Origin of the sequence: Acetobacter nitrogenifigens DSM 23921 = NBRC 105050 (assembly GCF_000429165.1) — a bacterium.
GTDB classification, from domain to species: domain Bacteria; phylum Pseudomonadota; class Alphaproteobacteria; order Acetobacterales; family Acetobacteraceae; genus Acetobacter; species Acetobacter nitrogenifigens.
In genome coordinates, this window is sequence record NZ_AUBI01000003.1 from 24,321 (window position 1) to 43,072 (window position 18,752).

At 59.0% G+C, this 18,752-nt stretch carries 17 protein-coding genes and 4 pseudogenes; 13 read left to right on the plus strand and 8 right to left on the minus strand.

The window, feature by feature from the left end; all coding sequences use genetic code 11:
- Nucleotides 1–142 precede the first annotated feature (142 nt).
- The 7 genes and pseudogenes from scpB (at nt 143) to G442_RS24255 (ending at nt 7,242) form a co-directional block, all read left to right on the plus strand.
- Nucleotides 143–877, plus strand: a complete 735-nt coding sequence (gene scpB, locus G442_RS24250; RefSeq protein WP_246789354.1) for an SMC-Scp complex subunit ScpB — start codon at nt 143–145, stop codon at nt 875–877.
- A 160-nt stretch (nt 878–1,037) separates the two neighbouring features.
- Nucleotides 1,038–1,745 carry a Sec-independent protein translocase protein TatB gene (tatB, locus tag G442_RS20930; protein WP_307188542.1) on the plus strand — a complete coding sequence of 236 codons (708 nt, stop codon included), beginning with the start codon at nt 1,038–1,040 and terminating at the stop codon, nt 1,743–1,745.
- A gap of 26 nt (nt 1,746–1,771) precedes the next feature.
- Nucleotides 1,772–2,533 carry a twin-arginine translocase subunit TatC gene (gene tatC, locus G442_RS0104915; protein ID WP_035376225.1) on the plus strand — a complete coding sequence of 254 codons (762 nt, stop codon included), beginning with the start codon at nt 1,772–1,774 and terminating at the stop codon, nt 2,531–2,533.
- Nucleotides 2,533–3,813 carry a serine--tRNA ligase gene (gene serS, locus G442_RS0104920; RefSeq protein WP_026397090.1) on the plus strand — a complete coding sequence of 427 codons (1,281 nt, stop codon included), beginning with the start codon at nt 2,533–2,535 and terminating at the stop codon, nt 3,811–3,813. Before tatC ends, serS begins: the two co-directional genes overlap by 1 nt.
- 117 nt (nt 3,814–3,930) lie before the next feature.
- Nucleotides 3,931–5,580, plus strand: coding sequence for a hypothetical protein (locus G442_RS0104925; protein ID WP_146882369.1), 1,650 nt, complete (start codon nt 3,931–3,933; stop codon nt 5,578–5,580).
- A 155-nt stretch (nt 5,581–5,735) separates the two neighbouring features.
- A pseudogene (locus tag G442_RS20935) lies at nt 5,736–6,402 on the plus strand (transposase); the annotation flags it as partial.
- An 83-nt stretch (nt 6,403–6,485) separates the two neighbouring features.
- Nucleotides 6,486–7,242, plus strand: a pseudogene (locus G442_RS24255) (IS5 family transposase).
- A 22-nt stretch (nt 7,243–7,264) separates the two neighbouring features.
- Here the strand turns inward: G442_RS24255 and G442_RS24260 are convergent.
- A pseudogene (locus G442_RS24260) lies at nt 7,265–8,019 on the minus strand (IS5 family transposase).
- A 97-nt stretch (nt 8,020–8,116) separates the two neighbouring features.
- Between G442_RS24260 and G442_RS20945 the strand changes: the two are divergent.
- Nucleotides 8,117–8,451: pseudogene (locus G442_RS20945) on the plus strand (IS5/IS1182 family transposase); the annotation flags it as partial.
- Nucleotides 8,452–8,605: 154 nt separating this feature from the next.
- Here the strand turns inward: G442_RS20945 and G442_RS0104965 are convergent.
- A complete protein-coding gene (locus G442_RS0104965; protein WP_026397095.1) occupies nt 8,606–9,544 on the minus strand; it encodes a glycosyltransferase family 2 protein in 939 nt (312 codons plus the stop codon).
- A gap of 676 nt (nt 9,545–10,220) precedes the next feature.
- A complete protein-coding gene (locus G442_RS0104970) occupies nt 10,221–11,792 on the minus strand; it encodes a 2-isopropylmalate synthase (RefSeq protein WP_026397096.1) in 1,572 nt (523 codons plus the stop codon).
- A gap of 244 nt (nt 11,793–12,036) precedes the next feature.
- Here G442_RS0104970 and G442_RS0104975 point away from each other — a divergent pair, with 244 nt between their 5' ends.
- On the plus strand, nt 12,037–12,177 hold the full coding sequence (locus G442_RS0104975) for a hypothetical protein (RefSeq protein ID WP_154660347.1): 141 nt from the start codon (nt 12,037–12,039) through the stop codon (nt 12,175–12,177).
- On the opposite strand, the gene trxA is transcribed toward G442_RS0104975, so the two are convergent.
- Nucleotides 12,162–12,488, minus strand: a complete 327-nt coding sequence (trxA, locus tag G442_RS0104980) for a thioredoxin TrxA (protein ID WP_026397098.1) — start codon at nt 12,486–12,488, stop codon at nt 12,162–12,164. The two genes, G442_RS0104975 and trxA, sit on opposite strands and share 16 nt — an antisense overlap.
- Nucleotides 12,489–12,735: 247 nt before the next feature.
- Between trxA and G442_RS0104985 the strand changes: the two genes are divergently transcribed.
- Both G442_RS0104985 and G442_RS0104990 read left to right on the plus strand, forming a co-directional pair.
- Nucleotides 12,736–13,821 carry a catalase family peroxidase gene (locus tag G442_RS0104985; protein ID WP_051291945.1) on the plus strand — a complete coding sequence of 362 codons (1,086 nt, stop codon included), beginning with the start codon at nt 12,736–12,738 and terminating at the stop codon, nt 13,819–13,821.
- Nucleotides 13,821–14,366, plus strand: a complete 546-nt coding sequence (locus G442_RS0104990) for a cytochrome b (RefSeq protein ID WP_026397100.1) — start codon at nt 13,821–13,823, stop codon at nt 14,364–14,366. Before G442_RS0104985 ends, G442_RS0104990 begins: the two co-directional genes overlap by 1 nt.
- A 2-nt stretch (nt 14,367–14,368) precedes the next feature.
- On the opposite strand, the gene G442_RS0104995 is transcribed toward G442_RS0104990, so the two are convergent.
- A complete protein-coding gene (locus G442_RS0104995) occupies nt 14,369–14,758 on the minus strand; it encodes an ArsR/SmtB family transcription factor (protein WP_026397101.1) in 390 nt (129 codons plus the stop codon).
- A complete protein-coding gene (locus G442_RS0105000; RefSeq protein WP_026397102.1) occupies nt 14,755–15,405 on the minus strand; it encodes a peroxiredoxin in 651 nt (216 codons plus the stop codon). Before G442_RS0105000 ends, G442_RS0104995 begins: the two co-directional genes overlap by 4 nt.
- 96 nt (nt 15,406–15,501) lie before the next feature.
- Here G442_RS0105000 and G442_RS0105005 point away from each other — a divergent pair, with 96 nt between their 5' ends.
- Nucleotides 15,502–16,428, plus strand: a complete 927-nt coding sequence (locus G442_RS0105005) for an MBL fold metallo-hydrolase (RefSeq protein ID WP_026397103.1) — start codon at nt 15,502–15,504, stop codon at nt 16,426–16,428.
- Nucleotides 16,429–16,527: 99 nt separating this feature from the next.
- Nucleotides 16,528–17,301, plus strand: coding sequence for a sulfite exporter TauE/SafE family protein (locus G442_RS0105015; protein WP_026397104.1), 774 nt, complete (start codon nt 16,528–16,530; stop codon nt 17,299–17,301).
- 40 nt (nt 17,302–17,341) lie between these two features.
- On the opposite strand, the gene G442_RS0105020 is transcribed toward G442_RS0105015, so the two are convergent.
- A complete protein-coding gene (locus G442_RS0105020) occupies nt 17,342–18,193 on the minus strand; it encodes a PhzF family phenazine biosynthesis protein (RefSeq protein ID WP_026397105.1) in 852 nt (283 codons plus the stop codon).
- A 4-nt stretch (nt 18,194–18,197) separates the two neighbouring features.
- Nucleotides 18,198–18,641: a UrcA family protein gene (locus G442_RS0105025; RefSeq protein ID WP_026397106.1), complete on the minus strand. Its 444-nt coding sequence runs from the start codon at nt 18,639–18,641 to the stop codon at nt 18,198–18,200.
- Nucleotides 18,642–18,752: the final 111 nt, after the last annotated feature.

An 18,752-nucleotide genomic window follows, 5' to 3' on the forward strand; every position in this document is an offset into this window, starting at 1 on the left:
CGCTGACAGGCGCGAAACCGCCGAAGACCCGTCGGTGGTTGTTCCTGCGGCGAATGTTGCGCCACTGGCTGAGGCGAATGGCGCCGAAGGTCAGACCGTCGACTCGCAGCCCGCAGAACCTCCCCCGCCGCCCGGCGAGCAGGTGATCCGTGCCGTAGAGGCTCTGATCTTCGCCAGCACGGAGCCGGTCAGCGCCCGGACGATTCTCGGTCTTCTGGAAAGCCGCGCCCTGATTCCGGAAGCGGTGCAGGATGTCGGAGCCTATGTGCGTGAGACCCTCGTCGCGCTTGTGGCGCGCTATGACGGGCGAGGGGTCGCTCCGGTTGAAGTCGCAGGCGGCTGGCAGTTCCGCACGGCGGCGGATCTGGCCCCGATGCTCACCAAGGTTCTCGCCAAGCCGCGTCGATTGCAACGCGGCACGATGGAGACACTGGCGATCATCGCCTATCACCAGCCCTGCACCCGGGCGGAAATCGAGGAAATTCGCGGCGTCAGTCTGGGACAGACCGTGCTCGACACATTGATCGAGGAATCCCTGATTGCGCCGCGCGGGCGAAAGGAAGTGCCGGGACGTCCGGTGTTGTGGGGCACGACGGCGGATTTTCTGCGGCATTTCGGGCTGACCAGCCTGACAGCCCTGCCGCGTCGTGAGGAGCTTCTTGGCGACATGCCGACCTCGCCACGTCTGCCCGTCACACATAATGCACAGCAGAACTCCGCCGATCTGCTGACGCACGGGACGGAAAGCTCCGAAGAGTCGTCTTCTCCGGAGGATGAGAAGGACATGGGTGGGCGCTCCGTGCCCGATGACGATACGCGCGAGCCATCAGGGGGAGACGCAGGCGCATCGGAGGCTCTGTCTGACGACGAGGACTGATGCTTCATCCGCCGCCGGTGGTTTCCACATCGCTGCGGTCAGGGTAAGCGTGATCCGAATTCCAGCTCTCCCGCTCGGGTGGGCTGGTCGGCAGCAGGTCGCGCAATGACCGGCTGTCGTCTTCATGCTATGCGCGAGACCCCTCGCGCGCTGGTAGATCATGCCGCCGCATCGCGGGCGGCTGTTCGCGTGGGCGGTGACGATGTTTGATTTCGCATGGTCGGAATTCGCCCTGATCGGGATGGTCGCCTTGCTGGTGATCGGCCCGAAGGATATGCCGACCGCCATTCGCGCCGTCGCACGTATGGTGCGAAAGGCGCGAGGTCTCGCCACCGAGTTCCAGAGCCATGTTGATGAAATGGTGCGAGAGGCAGACCTCGGCGAAGTGCGGGATCATGTCCGTGACCTGCGCAATTTCGACGTGCGCGGGCGGGTCATGCGTGCGGTCGATGGCGACGGCAAGATTCGCCGCGCGTTTGACGATCCGCTCGCTCGCTCAAGCTTGCTGACGGGGCCGGAGAGCAGCCGCTCCGCATTGTCTTCCGACACACCGTCGTTGGCGGTGGCGTCCTCTGGCGGAATCGCGCCACCGTTGCTGCCGCCAGCGATGGAGATCGGCGCCCCGGTGGCGCCGCCCGAACTTGAGCTGACTGCGGTTCAGGACGAGCGCCCGAAACCGCCGCCAGCCGTGTTGCCGCCCTCCATCGCGCGCCGCGTGACGGCTGAACACCGCCGTCTTGCCGCGCCGTCGATCCTGCCGCCGGTCCGCGTCCTGCACGGAACGCATCGGGTGGCTCCGTTCGCGGCGTTGGTCACACAGAATGAGAAGAGCGCCGACCATACGGCCATTCGGGAGGATGGGCTCTGAAACAGGACGCCATCAATGACGAGCCCATGCCGCTTCTTGAGCACCTGCTCGAACTGCGGCGCCGGTTGCTCTGGTCCGCCGTCAGCTTCGGCCTGTGCTTCGCGCTGTGCTACCACTACGCGGGCGACATCTATCTGTTTCTCGCACGGCCGCTTGGCGAGATCATGCGCCAGAAGGGCGAACAACCGCATCTGATCTATACGGCGCTGTACGAAGCGTTCTTCACCTACATCAAGGTCGCGGCCTTCGGCGCCGCGTTCCTGTCCTTCCCCGTCGTGGCGATACAGGCGTGGATCTTCATCGCGCCGGGCCTCTATCGCTCGGAGAAGCGCGCCTTCGCGCCGTTCCTGATCGCGACCCCGATCCTGTTCCTGCTTGGCGCGGCGCTGGCCTATTACTTCATCTTCCCCGTCGCGTGGCGCTTCTTCCTGTCGTTCCAGACCTCCGGGGGCGATGACGGGTTGCAGATCCAGCTTCAGGCCAAGGTGTCGGAATATCTGGCGCTGGTCATGAAGCTGATCATGGCGTTCGGCGTGGCCTTTGAACTGCCGGTGGTGCTGACCCTGTTGGCTCGCGCCGGGATCGTCACCTCCGCACAGTTGAAGAGGTTCCGTCGCTACGCGATCGTCGGCGCCTTCGTTGCGGCGGCGATCCTGACGCCGCCTGACGTGATCACGCAGACCGGCCTCGCCGTGCCGCTGATCATCCTTTACGAGATTTCCATCATCTCCGCCCGCCTCGTGGAGCCACGGAGCGAGCCGACACAGACAGACCAAGAGGCTTCCTGATGCACGACCTTCGCGCGCTGCGCGCCGATCCCGCCGGATTCGACGCCGACCTCGCCCGCCGTGGACTGGAGCCCGTGTCCGCCTCGATCCTCGCGCTCGACGAAGAACGCCGCGCCGCCCAGACCGCGTTGCAGGAGAAGCAGACACGCCGCAACGCGCTGTCCAAGGAAATCGGCGTCATTCGCCGCAACAAGGGCGACAGCGCGGCGCTGGAGGCCGAAGCGGTCGCCCTGCGCGCCGAGATGGAAGGGCTGGACGCACGCGCGCAGGCGCTGGACGTGGAGACGCGCGATCGCCTCGCCGTGCTGCCCAACCGGCTTGACGCCAGCGTGCCGGCGGGCGCGGACGAGACCGCGAACGTCGTGGTCCATGAACGCGGCGCCGTGCGCAATTTCGCCTTCACGCCGAAGCAGCATTTTGAACTCGGCGAGGCGATGCAGCAGGACGGTTACGCGCAGATGGACTTCGCCACGGGCGCGCGTCTGTCCGGCGCGCGCTTCGTCATGCTGCGTGGCGGGATCGCAAGGCTGGAGCGCGCGCTGGGTCAGTTCATGCTGGACCTGCATGTAACCGAGCACGGCTACAGCGAAACCCATGTGCCGGTTCTGGTGAATGAGCCCGCGATGTATGGCACCGACAAACTGCCGAAATTCGCGGATCAGTCCTTCGTCACAACCGACGGTCGCTGGCTGGTGCCGACCGCCGAAGTGCCGCTGACGGCCTCCGTCATGGGCGAGATCGTGGATGCCGCGCAACTGCCGATCCGCCTGAGCGCGCTGTCGCTCTGCTTCCGCTCTGAAGCGGGCGCGTCCGGTCGCGACGTGCGCGGGATGTTGCGCCAGCATCAGTTCGAGAAAGTCGAAATGGTGTCGGTCACCACGCCCGAAGAAAGCGACGCCGAGCATGAGCGCATGACGCGCTGCGCCGAGCGCGTACTGGAATTGCTGGAAATCCCGTATCGTCGCCTGCTGCTTTGCGCTGGCGACACGGGCTTTGGCGCCGCGAAGACATACGACCTTGAGGCATGGTTGCCGGGCCAGCAGGCCTGGCGTGAAATCTCATCCTGCTCCAACACGCGTGACTTTCAGGCGCGGCGGATGAACGCGCGCTATCGCCCCGGTGAAGGCGCGCCGGTGTTCGTGCATACGCTGAACGGATCGGGCCTTGCGGTCGGGCGCACGCTGATCGCGGTGATGGAGAACTGGCAGGAAGAAGACGGTAGCGTGACCGTGCCGCCTGCGTTGCGGCCGTATATGGGTGGGGTGGAGCGGTTGGGGTAAGATAAACAGAGAAATTCGATTGTGTTGAAGATTTTATTTCATATATTTGCGGAAAGCACAGTTGAGAGTGTTTATAATCATGTTTGTAAATAAATTCTGTAGCCCGGGGTGGAATTCATGAAAATAAAACCGTTTACTGTTAAAATTATTGTATTCATATTCTATGCTGCGATATCCGCGATTTTATACCGTCCTTTAGGATCGTGGTTTACTCATATGGTTGGGGGAGGTGATCCTCTTCAATTCGTATGGGCGCTGAGTTGGTGGCCGCATGCAATCTGGCATGGCCAGAATCCGTTCGTTACTGATCGTATCTGGAGTGGTTTTGGGTTCAATCTGACTTGGTCGACAGCAATTCCGACACTAGCGATTCTTAGCGCGCCTCTGACGATGGTGGCAGGGCCGGTTTTGGTGTTTAACTTGGTCAACGTAGGGGGGTCAGCGCTTTCCGCGTTCAGCGCCTATTGTCTGGCGAAAAACATAACTGGTCGTGACGCTCCATCATTTATGGCTGGTTTAGTTTTCGGCTTTTCGGCCTATGAATCAGCTCAGATGCTGGGTCATCTGAATTTGACGTTCACACCATTAATACCACTTGCCGTTCTGCTTTGCCGCTTGCGGTTGCAAGAGAAAATACGTGTAAGATATTTTGTGATTTTTATGGCGCTCACGGCTCTCGCGCAAATGGGTATTTCAAGCGAGGTTTTGGCGACTTCGTCGGTTCTTGGTGTGGTTGTCTGGTTTGTTTGCTTGATAGGAGCCAGCAGAGGTGAGCGCATACGGCTTGTGCGTCTGGCTGTTCATATTTTACTTTCCGGATTGCTAACACTCGTCTTGGCTGGACCATTTCTGTACTACATGGTTCTAGGGGCGCATCTGACGCCTCGTGTTATGAACGACCCCGAAACTTACTCTAATGACGTATTGTCATTTGTTCTGCCCACGGTAGTGCTAAGAGCAGGCTCTCGACTTTTTCAGGATGTCACGAATAATTTTACCGGTAATGCATCGGAGTGGAATGGCTATATCGGATTGCCGATGTTGCTTGTCGCTTTGTGGATGGTGTTTCAGCGCGCGCGGGTGTCGCGCCTTGTTTGTGTGATTGCAGTTTGTACTGGCGTGGCTGCCGTTTTTTCAATGGGTGGTCATTTGCATTCAGGTCGACAAACAAGTTCGTTTGCTTTGCCTTGGGCATTCGCTGAGCGGCTGCCACTATTGGGTTCGGTGCTTCCGTCGCGAATTGGCATGTTCGTCAACTTAGGCATGGCTCTCTTACTGGCGATATTTTTATCGGAGCGTCGTTCCGGTTTTCGTTACGCGGTTGCGATCATTGCTTTGCTTTGTCTCGTGCCAAAACGTGATTTTTATCGCGGCGGTTCGTGGCCCACCGATCCGTTTTTTACGCCGGCTCACATTAAGGCGATCTTGCCTCCCGACCCTGTTGTACTAATTTTGCCATTTGGAAGTATCGGACCATGTATGGCGCTTCAGGTCGATGCGGGCTTTAACTTTCGTCAGAGTGGTGGTTACCTTGGATATACTCCGGCCGAGGCTTCTGCAGATCCACTGATTTCTGCGCTGCAGCAACGCCGTGTCGACGCAGACTTTACTGATCAACTGGCTCGGCATGTAAAAAAATATAAAATAGACGCGATTTTGATAACTCCCGAGACTGATCCTAACCTGCGTAAGGCGGTAGAGAGTATAGGGTGGCAGTCTACTTCTGATGGGGATGTGATAATTGTGCGTCCATTTGAGAAACAATAAGCCGTCGTCAGGACCCATTGAGGTGGGCGTAGCGGTACGATTCTGGCCGCTGTGAGGAAGTTGGCTCTGAGTGATTTGGAGGGTTCGAAAAACCTCCTGGTTTTGAGTTTATCTCTATGTTTCCATTTTCCCTGGGTTGGTCAGGGGGATGGATCGTGAAACCGTCTGGTTTCTTTGACGTTAGAAGAGCGCCTGGCCCGTTTGAGAGGGCTTGGTGACCAGTTCGAAGCTTTTCCCGGACTGTGGATTTTGAAGTGCTCCGCACAGATATAGATAAGGCTCTGGCCTGTGCGTGGCGGAAAAAAAGGGGGGCGCCCACCGTTTGATCCGGTAGTGATGTTCAAGATCCTGGTCATCCAGATGCTGAACACCTTGTCCGACGAACAGGTGGAATACCCGGTCAACGACCGCCTGTTCCGTGAGCGTCTGACCCAGGCCGATGCGATTGACGTTCTGTTTGATTGCCTTGACGTCACCCTGAGGGATGCTGGTTATCTGCCGATGTCATCAGGTCAGATCCTGGATGCAACGCTGGTGACGGCTCCAAGGCAGCGCAATACCAACAGTGGGAAAGCGGATCTTCGGGAGGGACGGATACCACAAGACTGGCAGGACAGGCCCTTAAAGCTTTCTCGCAAAGACCGTCATGCACGCTGGACGTTGAAGTTTATCAAGGCGAAGCAGCAGGAGGATGGAACCCTATCGACAACAGATCTTGCCATCCCGCTCTTTGGCTATAAGCTGCATATTTCCATTGTTCGGAAGTTCCGGCTAATCCGTCAATGGAAGGCGAGCGATGCAGCCGCCAGTGATGGTGCGCAGCAGATTACGCGAGAGGCTTCTAGGCTCAGGACCCATTGATATGAGCGTCAGGTTGTGATTCAGGCTCCTTGAGGAGACTGAAGATGAGTGACCTGTATTGGTTGACGGACGAGCAGATGGAGCGTCTGCGGCCTTTTTCCCGAAGAGCCATGGTAAGCCTCGGGTTGATGACCGCCGTGTGTTGAGCGGGGTCATTTTCGTGAACAGAAATGCTCTGCGCTGGCGTGATGCGCCCCGGGAATACGGTCCACACAAGACGCTCTACAACCGGTGGAAGCGCTGGCGCGCCATGGGGATCTTCATCCGCATGATGGAGGGACTGGCCTCCGGAAGGGCAGAGCCTCAGACAATCATGATTGATGCGACCTATCTCAAGGCACATCGCACAGCTTCGAGCCTGCGGTTAAAAAAGGGGCTCCAGGCCGTCTGATTGGGAGCACCAAAGGCGGGATGAATACGAAGCTGCATGCCGTCACCGACCGGAACGGACGTCTGCTCGACTTCTTCATGACAGCAGGCCAGATCAGTGATTACACCGGCGCCGCAGCTCTTTTGGACGGTCTCCCACCAGCCGAATGGATGCTGGCGGACAGGGGCTATGATGCTGACTGGTTCATGGACGCCCTGGGGGAGAAAGGGATCAAACCCTGCATTCCGGGACGGAAATCCCCGGGGAAACCCACAAAATACGACAAGCGGAAATACAAAAGACGCAACCGTATCGAGATCATGTTCGGGAGGCTCAAGGACTGGAGACGGGTCGCGACACGCTATGACAGATGCTCCACCGTATTCTTCTCGGCCATCCGCCTCGCTGCAACCGTCATGTTTTGGCTATGAGTCCTGAGCCTAGGACGTGTCGTCATTTAATGGCGATGATGGCGGCGACGAGTTGGACTGCTGCGAGGAATGTTGACTTCAGCTTGTCGTATCGTGTTGCGATGCCCCTGAATTGCTTCAGTCTGGCGAAGAACCGTTCGATGATGTTTCGTTTTTTGTAAAACGAGAAGGACATTTTCCTTGGATAGCGTCGGCTTTTCTTTGACGGAATAACCGGTGCTATCTGCCGTTCTTCAAGCTTTTCGATAAGCGTATCGGCGTCATAAGCCTTGTCGGCGATAAAGGCTTCAGGGTCGACTTCGTCCAGAAGGGTGTCTGCTTTAGTGATGTCGGCCCTTTGCCCTGGTGTCAGGGAAAGAGCCACGGCCTTTCCCGCAGCATCGACAATAGCGTGGATCTTCGTGGTCAGTCCGCCCCGGGACCATCCGATGGCCTGATCCGCGCCCCTTTTTTAAGAGCGCCTGCACTATGCTGATGTGCCCGGACGATCGTGCTGTCGATCATCATGTATTCATTGTCGCGGTCGGCGGCCAGATGCCGGAAAATCCGTTCGATGACACCGCTTTCGCACCAGCTGGGCAACCGTCGGTGGACGTTCTTCCAGTCACCAAAGCGGACAGGCAGATCGCCTCAGGGAATGCCTGCGCGGTAACGATACAGCACAGCTTCGACAAACAGGCGGTTATCCGCAGCCGTGCCACCAACATGACCTTCACGACCCGGAAGAAGATCCTTTACCCGCTCCCACTGACTGTCGCTCAGGCGATACCGACGCATTCACAGTCCTCCCCCGCTCCAAAAACAAAGAGAAAACATCACAGATCAGGTGGAAGTACAAGCTTCAGGGTACCGCCCCCCTAACTGACGACACGCCCTAGATAAAACCAATACGGCTCCAACGGCTTGGGCGGATACTGCCTGCCGCTTAAAAGCCAATAGAACTTCATGGGCAAGCATGGCCTTGCCTCAAAGGTCCACAGAAAAAAGCCGCATCTCAAGCCTGCGCCACGACGTATCCAGAGGTTGAATGCCGGAAAACCGGTCATCCGATCCCGCATCGAACACGTTTTTGCCGATCAGAAGTCACAGACGGGGCTCGTTGTCCGAACAGGCGGCATAACGCGAGTCGCCGTGAAGATTGGACTGGCCAATATCGTCATCAACATACGCCGCTCTCTTTTTCCGCAGCGAATTAACGCCGCAGCGTAGCGATCCAAAGGATGACCTCCTTGCTCTGCTCAAAATGCAGAACGGAAGCCAGGCGCCAAAATCAAGTCGCAAAAACTTCAATCAACGGCGCTTCGAGCCCTCCGACTTTTGGCTCTAATCAGCGCGTCTTGAGTTTTGGATTTTATTTTTTACTTCAATCAATTCTGTGATATATCTTCCTTCTAATATATATTGGCCTATTCTTTGTTTCCATATACATCCTTCCTATATATTCACCCAAAATTCCTACACTGATAATTTGCACGCTTCCAAGTAGAGTTATTGCAAAAAATATAGATGCGTAACCAGGTACTGCACTTCCAAAAATCATGGTCCTAAGTGTAATGAAAATTCCGTATAGAAGAGTTAATAACGCCCCAGTGCATCCTATGTAAGTCCAAATTCGTAGTGGCACTGTAGAAAAGCTAGTTATTCCTTCAATGGCGAAATTCCATAACGAAAAGGGTGAGAACTTTGTAACCCCACTGACACGCGGCGCTCTGACGTAATCCACGGTTACGGTACGAAAGCCTACCCAGGCGAATAATCCTTTCATAAAGCGCTGCTGTTCAGGGAGCGTTTTGAGCGCATCTACTACGCATCGGTCCATCAATCGGAAATCGCCGACGTTCTCAGGTATTTTTATTTTTGAAATGCGGTTGTGAAGTGAATAAAACCAAGAAGCCGTGGCGCGCTTTGCTACACTGTCCGATGACCGGTCGATGCGTCTACCGAGAACCACCTCGGCTCCCTCACGCCACTTCTCCACCATGGTCGCAATGATCTCAGCTGGATCTTGCAGATCGGCGTCAATCACCACAACAGCTGCGCCGGAAGCGGTGTCTAGTCCCGCGGTGAGTGCTGCTTCTTTACCAAAATTACGGGACAGTTCGACGACTTTAAATCGGGAGTCGCTTAACGAAAGATCTATCAACTTTTGTAGAGTTTTGTCAGAACTTCCGTCGTCCACGCAAATTAGTTCCCATTCGCTGGAGGGGATTTTTGCGAGAGTTGAGGAAATTGTTTTTGAAAAAAAATCTATACCTTCCTCTTCATTGTAAAATGGAACAACTAAGGAGAGGTTATCTACCATAAAAGATGCCGCCAATTTTACGTCTGATAGCCAACACGAGTGAGAGGCGTATGCGCGTCCCAGTTACATGGCTGCAGACCCGGTGTCCGTATACCGTGAGTTTCATTGAAGGGTTGATAGTCTTTTTGCCAACGCAAGTGTAATTGATCATATTTCAGTTTGCAACGTACTGCCTCAATCGTTGTATTAAAATGAGAGATTTATTTCTAAGAGAGCCTCTTGACAAAGAGCCTATTTTTGATACGAAATTTATGTCAATATACTATTCGATTATAAATATTGGTTGCATATTTCGATGATTTTTATTTTCCGTACGGAGTGATTTCGGTGCTGGCTTGCGGGTCAATTATCAGCAAGATGCATCTTGCGTCGACGGATTGAGACGTGTGGTAGATGCGGCAGCGAAGACCAATGTGGATGGCTCGGAAAGCCCTCATTTGAACTGTTCCGTTATTTAGTGACATCGCTGAGTCATGATTCTGTCGTGACCACAACAATGTGGTCTTGCAGTTCTATATTTGTATGTCAGCTGCTTCATAACTCGAATTGATCATCGGTCTTTCGGGGGCTTCGTTTCCAAAAGTTAAAGGGATAAGAGAGGCGTCTGCTCACTAAACACGGAAACGACAATTCGTTTCCGTGAGTTCGGCAAAGAAGGGATAGTGCGTGCTATTCCTTAAGCAGGCAGCGCCTCAGGCTCACTCCGAGCCCGCTTCACCAGCAGCTTGTTCAGCCCGTGGACATAGGCGCGGACGGCGGAGACCACCGTGTCGGCGTCAGCGCCCTGTCCATCGACCATTTTGCCGTCTTCTTCCAGACGCACCGTCGTACGGGCCTGCGCGTCAGTGCCTTCGGTGACGGCGCCGACGGAATACAGGGCCAGACGCGCCTCATGAGGGAACGCGCTGCGGATGGCGTTGAAGGCGGCGTCGACGGGGCCGTTGCCGGTGGCGGTGGCTTCCACCAGTTCACCGTCGATTTCCAGCTCCAGCGTAGCTTCGGCCGGGCGGCGTGAGCCTGCGGAAACGTCCAGCGCCAGGAAGCGGATACGGGCGTGGTCGCGAACCTCGTCATCGACCAGAGCGACGATATCGTCGTCGTAGACGACCTTCTTGCGGTCGGCCAGATCCTTGAACCGCTCGAACGCGTCGTTCAGCTGGTTATCGCCGATTGTGTAGCCCAGCGCCGTCAGCTTGTCGCGGAACGCGGCGCGGCCTGAATGCTTGCCCAGCACCAGCGAGGACTTGGACCAGCCGACGCTCTCCGGCGTCATGATCTCATACGTCGCGGCGTTCTTCAGCACGCCGTCCTGATGGATGCCGCTCTCATGCGCGAAGGCGTTGCGGCCGACGATGGCCTTGTTCGGCTGCACGTCGAAACCGGTGATGGTCGAGAGCATGCGCGAGACCTTCAGCAATTTCTCGCTCTGCACGCCGTTGGTGTAGGGTATCTGGTCCTGACGCGTACGCAGCGCCATGACGATTTCTTCCAGCGCAGCGTTGCCCGCGCGCTCGCCAATGCCGTTGATCGTGCATTCGATCTGCCGTGCGCCGCCGCGCAGGGAGGCCAGCGTGTTGGCGACGGCCAGACCCAGATCGTTGTGGTTATGCGCTGAGAAAATGACCGTGTCGGCGCCGGGCACGCGCTCTTTCAGCATGGAGAAGATGCGCTCCATGTCCTCGGGCGTGGCGTAGCCGACGGTGTCGGGGATGTTGATGGTCGTGGCGCCCGCCTTGATCGCGGCTTCGACGCAGCGGCACAGGAAGTCCGGCTCGGTGCGCGATCCGTCTTCGGCGGACCATTCGACGTCGGCGGTGAAGTTGCGGGCGGCGACGTTGCCTGCGGTGATGATCTCCAGAACTGTCTCCGGCTCCATCCGCAGCTTGTATTTCATGTGCAGCGGGGAGGTGGAGATGAAGTTGTGGATGCGTCCGCGCTCGGCGCCGGCGATGGCCTGCCCTGCGGCGGTGATGTCGTTCTTGCCGCCGGAACGGGCCAGCGCGCAGACGACCGACCCGCGCACGACGCGGGCGATTTCACTGACGGATTCGAAGTCGCCTTTGGAGGCTACGGGGAAACCCGCCTCGATGACGTCCGCGCCAAGATCGGCCAGCGCCTGCGCCATGCGCAGCTTCTCGTCCAGATTCATCGAGAAGCCGGGGGATTGCTCTCCGTCACGCAGGGTGGTGTCGAAGATGATGACCCGGTTGTCGTCGATGCGGCCGAAGGAAGGATGATCGATAGCCATGGTAACCTCGGTATGGTCTGCGCCGTCATAACGGCTTGCGCGTTGTCCCGGTTCCGGCGTCGAAATGACGAACGGAACGCTGATGCTGTCTTCGAACCCCTGGGCGCGCCGACGTCCTGTCGGCCCGATCGCTCAGGGGCGGATAAGTCGAAGGAGAAGCTGGGGAAGCTGACCGAGGGTGTGGACGCGCGTCATCGGCGCGCTGTGGCGCGGCATCGAATCAGAAAGGACGCGGGTCGGAACCATGCGGGGTAGGATACAGGACCGCATCGCGGACGCAAGGAAAATTCTCGCGCGGGGCGGGCCTGAAAACCGGGAAACAGTCTCCGCCGCGCAGCCGGTCTGGCGCGCGGCGGAGGATGGGGCGCTTCAGAGCGCGCCCTGAACCCAGGCCTTGAGCTGGCTCTTGGGCAGTGCGCCGACCTTGGTTTCGACCGGCTTGCCGTCCTTGAACAGGATCAGCGTCGGGATGCCGCGCACGCCAAAATTGTTCGGGGTGACGGGGTTGTCGTCGATGTTGACCTTGGCGACGGTCAGCTTGCCCTTCAGTTCAGCGCCGATTTCATCGAGCGCCGGGGCGATCATCTTGCAGGGGCCGCACCACTCCGCCCAGAAGTCGACAAGGACCGGACCCTCGGCCTTGAGGACGTCGGTTTCGAAGGTGCTGTCGCTGACTGCGACGGTGTTCTCGCTCATGTTGGCGCTCCAGTTGTGTCCCCGAACACTTGGGGTGAGACGCGGCGGGGTCAAGTCCCCCTCTGCTGCGCGCTCTTTCCTGCGGCGAACGCCCGCCGGAAAGTAAAAAAATGTATCGCAGGAAAAATACGATGCGCGCTAGAAATGGTGCGCATCGTCACGACAGCGCGACGCCGTTTCGAGCGCCCTGCTTTGGGATCTGACCGTCAGATCCGGGGTGTCGGACCGCCAGGGAGCATCGCCCCGAATGTTGGCACTGATACGTAAAAGTCTGACTGAAAAGGGGGGCGCGTTGCGATTGGCGGTGGTGGTCGCGGCCCCTGCGGCGGTCGCGGCGGCGTTCGTCGCGACCGCCGGGTGGCTGTCTCCCGACCGCCTCACCCCGGTGACGTTCATGCGTGATTTTCACGCCGTAGATGGATCTCATCCGGGCTTCAGGCGCAATCATGCGAAAGGCGTATGTGTGTCCGGCTGGTTTGACGGGTCTGGCGCGGCGACGCCCCTGTCGCGCGCGGCGCTGTTCGGAAAAGAGCGTTCGCAGGTCGTCGGGCGTTTCGCGCTTGCTGGCGGCGCGCCGAATCAGCCCGACGCGCCGGGCAAGGTGCGCAGCATGGCGTTGCGGCTCATGCCGACGAATGGCGCCGAATGGCGCATGGGCATCAACGATATCCCGGTCTTCCTTGTCAGAAACGCGGCGGATTTCAGTGATTTCACGCTGGCCACTGCGCCTGTTCCCGGAACGGGGCAGCCGGACCCCGCCCGGATAGGGGCTTTTCTGGACAAACATCCCGAAACCAAAAACGCGCTGGGCCTTCTCAAGGCGCGCGCGCTGACGTCCGGCTTCGCTAACGACACGTATAACAGCCTCGACGCCTTTCTCTTCGTAAACGCTGAGGGGGGTGCGACGCCCGTGCGGTGGACGATGGTCCCGGAGCAGACGGTTGAGCCGCCTGCGGCCGGAGAGGGCGGGCAGGATTACTTGTTCGACGATCTTCTGAAAGCGCTGGCGCAGGGGCAGCTTCGGTGGCGCCTGATGGTGACGGTCGGCGAACCGGGCGATCCAACGGCCGACCCGACCGCCGCCTGGCCAGAGCAGAGACGCAAGGTCGACGCAGGGACGTTGACGCTCACGAAGGCGGAGAGCGAGGACGGCGGCCCATGCACGGGCATAACCTTTGACCCGCTGATTTTACCGGAGGGCGTCGCTCCGTCCGACGATCCGATTCCGGCCGCACGTTCGGCTGTTTATTCCCGCTCCTTCACCCTGCGCTCCGACGAAACCAAGCCGCCCAGCGAGATTACGCCCGCCGCCGTTCGCTCCGGAGGACAATAATGCGCAGTGTCGAGAGTTTTCCGATTTCCGCGCGCGTGCTGCACTGGCTCATGGCGACGATGATTTTGGCGATGCTGTTCATCGGCGTTTTTATGGCGGCGACCGTCGGTCCGGTCTATCACACGCTTGTCGATCTGCATCGGCCCTTGGGCATAGCGATCCTGCTGCTGGCGCTGGTTCGGCTTGCCAACCGGTTCCTGTTTCGTGCGCCGCCATTGCCTGACACGTTGCCGCCAGCTCTCAAGTTCGCTGCGCGAGCATCCCATGTCGTGCTTTACGCCCTGATGATCGCGCAGCCCCTCGTGGGGTGGGGGATGCTTTCTGCGGGCGCCTATCCGGTGACGATGTGGGGCGGCGCGTCGTTGCCGCCGATCCTTCCGTATGACACGGCGTTATTTGCGACATTACGCCATCTCCATTCGTGGCTGGCGTTCTCACTGTTCGCTGTTGTGCTTGCTCACCTCGGGGCCGCGCTGCTGCACGGCCTGGTGCTGCGCGACGACGTGTTCCCGAGCATGACGTTTCGCCGCGGCAACGGGGAATAATTTCAGAGCAAGGGGTGTACGCGGGCGAAACTGGCTCCGGAGTCACGTCGCGGTGGAGATACTGCGTCGAGGAAAGGAGAGGGCGTGTCGGCGGGAAGAGAGGCGTCGTTCGCGACGCCAAGCAGCAGGCGCACCCGCCGCGTCTCGGCGTCGCTGGCCAAGGCATAGAAGATGGCGCGGGACGCCCGCCGCGCCACGATCACCCCTGCGCGCCGCAGGGTTGCGAGCTGCTGGCTGAGCGTTGGTTGCGTGACGCCGGTTTCGTTCTCGATGTCGCTGACGGCGCGTTCGCCGCGCAGTAGCGTGTCGAGGATAAGCAGGCGTTGGGGTTGCGTATAAATTTTCAGAAATTCTGAAAGTTTTCGTGCGCTTTCGGGCGTCAGGGCGCTCATGATGCGGAGGCTTCCTGAAGAAACCATCGCGGGCCGAGTCGCGCAAAGTCCCTCTGTATCTCTGGCGGCGGCGCAATCGGCGGTTCGCCGGGGCGCCAGCCTTCCGGCGTCAACACTGGCCTGGCTGTCACCAGTTGCAGGGCGGCCAGCAGGCGTTTGAGTTCGTCAACGGACCGGCCGACTGTTGGCGGATACCACTGGATGGCCCGGATCACGCCTTCAGGGTCGATGACATACACGGCGCGAATGGTCGCGCTGTTCTCGGACGCGTCGTCCAGCATGCCGTAAGCTCGCGACACGGCCATAGAGGGATCTTCAGCGATGGGGAATGGAATTTTTACGCCGAACTCCGCTCTGATGGCCTCGATCCACGCCAGATGGGAAAAGACGCTGTCGATCGAAAGGCCGATCAAGGCGCAGTCCATGGCGGCGAATTCCGGGGCTGCGGCGGCGAGGGCGATGAACTCGCTGGTGCAGACGGGCGTGAAATCAGCCGGGTGGGCGAACAGGATGGCCCACTGGCCGCGCAGATCGCTGAGCGTCAGTTCCCCTAGTGTCGTGCGGGCGGAAAAGTCAGGCGCCTTGTCTCCAATCTTGGGGAAGGGGCGGAATGTCGGCGTCGCGCTCTGACTGGAAAAATCGTTCATGGTGTTCTTTATGAAATTCAGGATGCCTTGACGCAATATAGTTTCATGATTAAATAAATTAAACAATTCTTTTTTCCGTCGATGGAAGGCGTCTCGATGTCGGACAGGGTGCTCGCGGAAGCTTCTGAGCAGATTGCTGCGGTGCGACGGGGCGCGCGTCCTGCGCCCGTGGTGCGGACATTCTTTGACGAGAAAACCTTTACGGCCACGCATGTCGCGCATGACCCTGTCACCCGAGAAGCCGCCGTCATAGACAGTGTTCTGAATTATGATCAGGCGTCGGGACGCACGCATCATGATGAGGCTCAGCGTGTGGTCGATTACGTGAGGGCTGAGGGGCTGACGGTCACCTGGGTCCTTGAGACCCACGCGCACGCGGATCATCTGTCGGCGGCGCCGTGGTTGCAGATGCAGTTGGGCGGCAAGCTGGGCATTGGGGCGGAGATCGTTCGGGTTCAGGATGTGTTCGGCAAGATTTTTAATGCCGGAACTGAATTCGCCCGCGACGGGTCGCAGTTTGATCACCTGTTTCATGACGGTGACCGTTTTTCGCTTGGAGATATGGAGGTCACTGCCCTCCATGTGCCCGGCCACACGCCCGCTGACATGGCGTTCGTCATCGGCGACGCCGCCTTTATCGGCGATACGCTGTTCATGCCGGATTACGGTACGGCCCGCGCTGATTTCCCCGGCGGCGACGCTCGGCAATTGTTTCAGTCGATCCGACGTCTTTTATCCCTGCCCGGCGAAACGCGTCTCTTCCTCTGTCACGATTACAAGGCGCCGGGCCGCGACTGCTACGCATGGGAAACCACGGTCGCAGCCGAGAGGGGTGGCAATATCCATGTGCATGACGGCATCGAAGAAGATGCATTTGTGCGGATGCGGTGCGACCGTGACGCCACGCTTTCCCTGCCGAACCTTATCGTGCCGTCGGTGCAGGTGAACATGCGCGGCGGGCGGATGCCGGAGCCGGAGAGTAACGGAACGCGTTATCTGAAGGTGCCGATCGACACTCTGTGATGCGCGTGGAAGAATATTTGTTTATGTGTGGCGAGGATTTTGGGCTGTTCCCCCTTTCGTTCGGGGCTTCAGGCGTTTTCGTCGGCATGACGACCTGACATGGAACCCCTGATTCTGCACGCAGCGCTTGAAATCGCTTGTGGATCTCTGGTCGGATTCACGCTCGGTCTGATCGGTGGCGGCGGTTCGATCCTCGCTGTGCCATTGATGGTCTATGTCGTCGGCGTCGCCAATCCGCATGTCGCCATAGGGACCAGCGCCTTCGCAGTCGCGGTCAACGCCCTCGCCGGTCTGGCGCATCACGCACGTTCCGGCGTGGTGCAGTGGCGCTGCGCCGGCCTGTTCGCCAGCTGCGGCGTGGCGGGCGCTTTGGCGGGAGCCACGATCGGTAAAGCCGTAGACGGTCAGCGCCTGTTGCTTTGCTTCGCGCTGCTGATGATTGTCGTTGGCGTGCTGATGTTACGCGGTCGCAAGCGCGCCGTCTGTCCCGGCGGCGGGTTTACGTGGGCGGCGGCGCCGAAGGTTATGGGGGCCGGACTTGGCGCCGGAGTCCTGTCGGGATTCTTCGGTATCGGTGGCGGATTTCTGATCGTGCCCGCCCTGATCGCCGCTACGGGGATGCCGATTTTAAGCGCGATCGGCACGTCGCTGGTCGCGGTCTCCGTTTTCGGCTTCAGTACGGCCGCGAGTTATCTTGCTTCCGGCCTGATCGACTGGCCGCTGGCCGGGTTGTTTATTCTGGGCGGCGTCGCGGGCAGCTTCGCCGGAACGCGGGCGGCCCGAAGCATGGCGGGAAAGACCGGCCTTCTGTCTACGCTTTTCGCGTGCGTCATCTTTGTTGTCGCTGCCTATATGATCTGGCGCAGCGTCTGACGCACGCGATTGGCCCAACCGATAGGCCGCCGGCAGCGGATCAGGGCGTAATTGTTCCCTCAATTCTCGTTACGACGTCGCCGCCGATCCAGATATCGTCCTTCTCCCGCTCGACGAAGACGCGTCCGATACGCCCGAGAGCTGCCCCCTGACTGGCGATATACTGTGATGGCGCGAATCCTCCGTCGATAAGCCACTGCGCGATAGCCGCGTTCAGGCTGCCTGTGACGGGGTCTTCAAAACCTCTTCCATCTCCTTCACTGTATAGCGCGCGGATTTCGAATTGCGCCGCATCGCCGTCTTGAGCGGGGTCCCAGGCACCGACAAGTCCCAGTTTCAGTCCGTCGAATGCGTTCCAGTCTGGCCGTGCGGTCAGGACGGCCTCGCGGGAGCGAAGGCGGAGGGCGAGCCATCCGGGGCCATTGTCCGCCCATTCCGCAGAGATCACGTCTTCGACGTTCAGCCGCACTGCCGCCGCCGCTCTGGCGATTGTCGCCTCGTCGGCGGGGCCGCTGCGCCGGCGGGGTGGGGCGGCGAACGAATAACGTCCATCTCGCTCGCGCACAGGCACTAGCCCCACGCCGCATTCCTGCATGATGGCGTCGCTTTTGGGGTGTCCGCCAAGCGTCCGCCATACGTAAGCCGTGCCCAGCGTCGGGTGCCCGGCGAAGGGGAGTTCGCCGTGCGGCGTGAAAATGCGGACGCGATAATCCGCTTTTGGATCTTCGGGTTTGAGGATGAACGTCGTCTCGCTGAGGTTCGTCCAGTTGGCGATCTGCGCCATCTGGTCGGTGCTCAATGCATCGGCCCCGGCGACGACTGCGAGCGGATTGCCGCGAAACGCCTCAGCGGCGAACACGTCGACCTGAAGGAAGGGCAGTTCTGTCGTCATGGCGTTATTGGTCCTGGTTCGTGGTGGTTGTGGCGTCAGTTGCATCGGCGAGGCGAGTCAGCAGTGGGTTGTGAAAGGATTGTATGGCGCGCCGGAAACTTTCGCGATGACAGGCGGAGTTCTCAGCGACGGACTTCAGTGGCGCCGACACGTTGCTGGCTCCGCCGCATGCAGTGATCGAAGCGGCGTCCAGGCGGTGCAGGAGCGCTTTGGCGCGTGCAGCGTCCGTGAGGTCTTCCGGGCGCCATGATACAGCGACGCGCTCAGTGACTGTGTCGTCGTCATGCGCTGCGGCTGGCGCGCGGATCGCGAGTAGTAGGGTCAGGCCGCCGATGATCGCCGTTAGCGTCCAGGCGGCGTTCATAACGTCGTGCGGAATTCTGATGTTACGCCGGTCGAGTTGACCTGTGGGGGGCAGGGCGGCTCTGCCCATGAAAGCGGAAAGCATGAAGGTTGTTCCGATTGTTATAGTACAATCAACACGAATCGATTCGATTGCTATAAATTGCCAGCTTCACAAAAGAGATCAATTCTTATATTGAACCAATACAATTTACCC

Excerpts from the sequence above, each read along its gene's own strand:
- G442_RS0105020 (WP_026397105.1), bottom strand. The coding sequence starts at position 18,193 with ATGACGACAGAACTGCCCTTCCTTCAGGTCGACGTGTTCGCCGCTGAG.
- trxA (WP_026397098.1), bottom strand. The coding sequence starts at position 12,488 with ATGAGCGAGAACACCGTCGCAGTCAGCGACAGCACCTTCGAAACCGAC.
- G442_RS0104965 (WP_026397095.1), bottom strand. The coding sequence starts at position 9,544 with ATGGTAGATAACCTCTCCTTAGTTGTTCCATTTTACAATGAAGAGGAA.
- tatC (WP_035376225.1), top strand. The coding sequence starts at position 1,772 with ATGCCGCTTCTTGAGCACCTGCTCGAACTGCGGCGCCGGTTGCTCTGG.
- tatB (WP_307188542.1), top strand. The coding sequence starts at position 1,038 with ATGCCGCCGCATCGCGGGCGGCTGTTCGCGTGGGCGGTGACGATGTTT.
- G442_RS0104985 (WP_051291945.1), top strand. The coding sequence starts at position 12,736 with ATGTTGGCACTGATACGTAAAAGTCTGACTGAAAAGGGGGGCGCGTTG.
- G442_RS0105015 (WP_026397104.1), top strand. The coding sequence starts at position 16,528 with ATGGAACCCCTGATTCTGCACGCAGCGCTTGAAATCGCTTGTGGATCT.
- G442_RS0105000 (WP_026397102.1), bottom strand. The coding sequence starts at position 15,405 with ATGAACGATTTTTCCAGTCAGAGCGCGACGCCGACATTCCGCCCCTTC.
- G442_RS0105025 (WP_026397106.1), bottom strand. The coding sequence starts at position 18,641 with ATGCTTTCCGCTTTCATGGGCAGAGCCGCCCTGCCCCCCACAGGTCAA.
- G442_RS0105005 (WP_026397103.1), top strand. The coding sequence starts at position 15,502 with ATGTCGGACAGGGTGCTCGCGGAAGCTTCTGAGCAGATTGCTGCGGTG.
- G442_RS0104995 (WP_026397101.1), bottom strand. The coding sequence starts at position 14,758 with ATGAGCGCCCTGACGCCCGAAAGCGCACGAAAACTTTCAGAATTTCTG.
- G442_RS0104975 (WP_154660347.1), top strand. The coding sequence starts at position 12,037 with ATGCGGGGTAGGATACAGGACCGCATCGCGGACGCAAGGAAAATTCTC.
- serS (WP_026397090.1), top strand. The coding sequence starts at position 2,533 with ATGCACGACCTTCGCGCGCTGCGCGCCGATCCCGCCGGATTCGACGCC.
- G442_RS0104990 (WP_026397100.1), top strand. The coding sequence starts at position 13,821 with ATGCGCAGTGTCGAGAGTTTTCCGATTTCCGCGCGCGTGCTGCACTGG.
- G442_RS0104925 (WP_146882369.1), top strand. The coding sequence starts at position 3,931 with ATGAAAATAAAACCGTTTACTGTTAAAATTATTGTATTCATATTCTAT.
- G442_RS0104970 (WP_026397096.1), bottom strand. The coding sequence starts at position 11,792 with ATGGCTATCGATCATCCTTCCTTCGGCCGCATCGACGACAACCGGGTC.